Below are 2,447 nucleotides of genomic sequence, written 5' to 3' on the forward strand. Positions count from 1 at the left end.
GTAATATAGGATTCTCTTTTATTAGTTCTGCTAAAACAAAAGTTGTGGAAAAGGTCGTAAGATTAACTCTTTATCTAGCAATCCTTTTTGTTCTCGAATCATTCCGCCTCATCCAATAAAAGCCGCCCTAATTTCTATTCCCTACACTTTTATATAAAATTAACCTTATAAAGGTAGGATTCAACAACTTCTTACAGAATTCTATATTTAATACGTATTGGACGGATTATTTTCAAATTCCTCTTTACTAAAGGTGGTTCATACAATTGTGAAATTTGTACAAGAACGAAGATTAACTGTCAAGACAATTTTTTCAAAAGAATACAAGATTTTTATTTTTGGTTTACTCATTTCACGAATCGGGGATTCATTATATACTTTTGCACTGCCTTGGATTGCCTATCAATTAACTGGTTCAGCTGTAATTATGAGTTCTTTATTTGCTGTAAACGTATTGCCAATCGTTTTATTTGGCCCTTTAGTTGGTGTACTAGTTGATCGATATGATCGAAAAAAGTTACTTTGGATGGCGGATATTACCAATATTATTTTAGTAAGTCTCGTACCAATTTTACATGCATTACATATATTAGAAGTCTGGCATTTATACGTAATTACTTTTATCTTAGCAGTTATGTCCATGCTTTTTGATGTAACAACAGTTACAGTCATTCCACACATCGCAGGTGCATCATTAACGAAGGCTAATTCTTTATATCAAATGGTTAATCAATTGGCTAGTTTGTTTGGTCCAATCATAGCTGGGCTTTTCATATCTTTTATTGGCGGCTTTCAAGTACTTTGGATTAATGTTCTTTCATTTATTGCTACATTAATTGCTGTGATTATATTACCTTCTATGAAAAACTTAAATAAAAAGAATACTGATAAAAAAACATTGCAAAATGTACTAAATGATTTGTTTGATGGATTTAAATGGCTCAAAAATGATCGGTTAAATATAGCTTTGTCACTTCAAGCTATGGTAGGTAACTTTGGAGCAAGTGCTGTTTTAGGTGTACTTATGTATTATTTATTATCGACATTAAATCTTACCTCCGCACAAAGTGGCTATAATTATACTTTAATAGGAATAGGTGGGCTTTTAGGAAGCTTAATTGCCGTTCCTTTAGAAAAGAAATTTCGACGTGGTGTACTTATTCCTTTACTCCTATTTTTAGGAGCGCTTGGGTTAACATTTGCTTTGTGGAGTACATATTGGCTTGCTCCCGGAATTGCTTTCGGAATCGCGATGACATGTAATATCACATGGAATACGATTGTTACATCAATTCGGCAGGAAACTGTTCCATCCAATTTGCAAGGACGTGTTTTAGGTTTTTCTCGTGTACTTACACGATTATCTATGCCATTGGGGGCATTAGTAGGTGGAATTATTTCAGCCTACAATCCTGTATTTATATTTGCTTTAGCTGCTTTTACTAAAATAATTGAAGTCTTTATTGCCTTATATAGTCCGATACGAAAACTGTAAAGAGGAATATTTATATATTTTGAGATATTAATAAAATAAAAAAGGCATAAAACATGCCTTTTTTTATTACTTATTTGTTTATTGGATAACAAACTTCTGTAACCCACTTATTAGGATCCGATTCCATCGCTGGGCTCACATGATAAATATTAAACATTGGGCCTGCTAATTCGTAACCTTCTGTCTCAATCCATTTTGCCGCAGCTTCATTTACAGCTGTCATCTGTTCATAACTTCCATTAACTGTTATGGAAGCTACATGAGTTGATTCAATCTTTTTAAATGCAACGTCTTTTGTATTTTCGTGCTTACCAAGAATACTTAGCTGTATTTCTATATCTACATCATTTTCTTTGTATTCACGATCATGGAAAACCGCAATACTATAACTCGGTTGGGAAATACTAATATTTTCCATTTGAATTTCTTGCATTAATACACTCCATAAATCACCTTCGCAATTATACGATGGAATAATCTTTCTAACACTAGCTACAGTTCTTTCTGGAATTTCTTTTATTGAAACATGATAATTCATCTCAACAACATCCTCTCTCATCATTTTCATTGAGTCTTCGAGGAGACGGAATTGTTTTTGGAGGTTATTCATGTCTTCTTTAACTTGAGCACTACGATTAAAAAATTTCTCTTTTATGGTATCTATATTATCGCATTCTATTATTTCTTTAATAGTAGCAATATTAAACCCCATAGCTTTTAACGTTTGAATTTGATTTACTTTTTTTAATTGGTCTGCTGAATAAAATCGATATCCACTCTGCTCATCGACTTTTACTGGTTGTAGTAATTCCACTTTATCGTAGTGTCTCAACATTCGTATACTAATGGAAGATAGTTTTGAAAAATCCCCTATTTTAAACATGATTTCCTCCTATAAGTTACATCTACTTTGAAGCTCAACTTTATCTTAAACAATGACATTGTGTGAGAG

2 protein-coding genes are annotated in these 2,447 nt (G+C 32.4%); one reads left to right on the plus strand and one right to left on the minus strand.

Annotated elements, in window-relative coordinates:
• The first annotated feature begins 268 nt into the window (after positions 1–268).
• Positions 269–1,495: an MFS transporter gene (locus ABWK52_RS25200; RefSeq protein WP_097856472.1), complete on the plus strand. Its 1,227-nt coding sequence runs from the start codon at positions 269–271 to the stop codon at positions 1,493–1,495.
• Between the two features lie 70 nt (positions 1,496–1,565).
• On the opposite strand, the gene ABWK52_RS25205 is transcribed toward ABWK52_RS25200, so the two are convergent.
• Complete coding sequence (locus ABWK52_RS25205; protein WP_098541285.1) at positions 1,566–2,378, minus strand: MerR family transcriptional regulator; 813 nt, start codon at positions 2,376–2,378, stop codon at positions 1,566–1,568.
• Between the last annotated feature and the right edge of the window lie 69 nt (positions 2,379–2,447).

The organism is Bacillus sp. AP50 (assembly GCF_040492675.1).
GTDB classification, from domain to species: Bacteria; Bacillota; Bacilli; order Bacillales; family Bacillaceae_G; genus Bacillus_A; species Bacillus_A cereus.

Coding starts and splice junctions, on each gene's coding strand:
- ABWK52_RS25205 (WP_098541285.1), bottom strand. CDS start 2,378: ATGTTTAAAATAGGGGATTTTTCAAAACTATCTTCCATTAGTATACGA.